Source organism: Wolbachia endosymbiont of Drosophila barbarae (genome assembly GCF_044752445.1).
GTDB classification, from domain to species: domain Bacteria; phylum Pseudomonadota; class Alphaproteobacteria; order Rickettsiales; family Anaplasmataceae; genus Wolbachia; species Wolbachia pipientis.
The window spans coordinates 1-1460 of the sequence record NZ_JBIXJM010000254.1 but is presented as its reverse complement, the minus strand read 5'-3'; the positions used below and the strand labels follow the sequence as shown (position 1 = coordinate 1460).

The 1460-nt window shown below is 41.6% G+C and carries 1 pseudogene; it reads right to left on the bottom strand.

Annotated elements, in window-relative coordinates:
• A pseudogene (gene terL / locus ACIPNH_RS06665) lies at window positions 1-1431 on the bottom strand (phage terminase large subunit); the annotation flags it as partial.
• Window positions 1432-1460: the final 29 nt, after the last annotated feature.

The following is a 1460-nucleotide window of genomic DNA, read 5'->3' as shown; positions in this document are numbered from 1 at the left end:
TACTATCTCTCACCCACTGCAAATATTGCACGGTACTATCCACTTGATCATCGTGTCGAGTTTCAGGAAACATTAAAATCTCATACTCAAAATCGTTCAGCCATACTGCTTGGTGCGGCAGAAAAACCTTGCCAGACTCTATAATCGGAACAATTTGATAAAATCGAGTGAGTTTGTCATCATGTGGTACTATTTCGATAATTGGTAAATCACTGTTTGTCTTTAGCTCTTGCACCAATTGCTGACCACTTGTTTTTGCTTCGATTAAAATTGCGTGCGGTGTCCATCTTGCAGCTAGTGACAGAACTTGCTCTTTAAGCTTTGGATACTCAAGCTTTGCGCGATATACATCGAGTAAATAGAATTTATTGCCCACTTTTGTCCAGGTGGTGCAGACGCTAAAGTTGCTCATGTTGCTTGTTGAAACTGCAGTGTCCCAGCTTTGAGTTACATGCGAGAGATTGTCAGGAAAATTTCTATAGCGCTTCAGCCACTCTCGTTTAATTATACCACTTGAAAGTGGCAGAGGGTTTTGTTGATATTGTGCAGCAAAAACGTAACTTCCAAGTTCAACCTTTATCATCTCAACTTCTTCTTTCCTCCATCGAGGGGATATAGCAACTGACCTTCTTCTCTTGAGTATAATATTACGGGTGGTGTCATTCTAGCACTTGATGCTGTAATCCAGCTTTTGTACTCATTTGTAGTTACTCGGGTGACAGGAACAAGAAAAGGAGGCGCTGGCTTTTTGATTGAATAGATAATCTCCTTATTTTCAGATATCATCGGTAAACAAGTATGGTTCCATATGTTTTTCGGTTTGGAGAGAAGGTGCCCGGTTAAATCTTCTTGATGTAGCCTATGCATCACAAGAACAATTACTCCTTTTTTTCTATTGTTGAGCCTGGCTACTAAAGTCTGGTCAAACCAATTTGTAGCACGCTTTCTAAACGTTTCACTCAAAGCTTGGGCGGGACTCAGTGGATCATCCACGATGATGAAATCACCACCTTCACCTGTTAACGTCCCTCCAACGGACGTTGCGATTCTGTATCCTCTCTGCACTGTTTGGAATTTGTATTTGGTATTTTGATCTTTGGATAGTTCTACCTCTGGAAACAGCTCTCTATACCAACTAGACTGCATTATACACCTTGTATCGAGCGAGTGCTTTTCGCTAAGCAGCCGAGAGTAGCTTGCAACTATTATTCTTGCAGTTGGCTGATTTCCCAGTATCCATGCGGGCCACGCAACACTAGCGCACAGGGACTTCATTGAACGCGGAGGCATATTGAATATTATTCGCCTCATTTTGCCAACATTTGCCGCTTCAAGTCTGTCTGCTATGACTTTTATATACTGATAATCATTATACTCACACCCCGGCACCACCGTTTGAAAGCACAGTTCAATGAATTTTAGAAAGTTCATGATATAATGTTGAAACCAACGCGTGACGC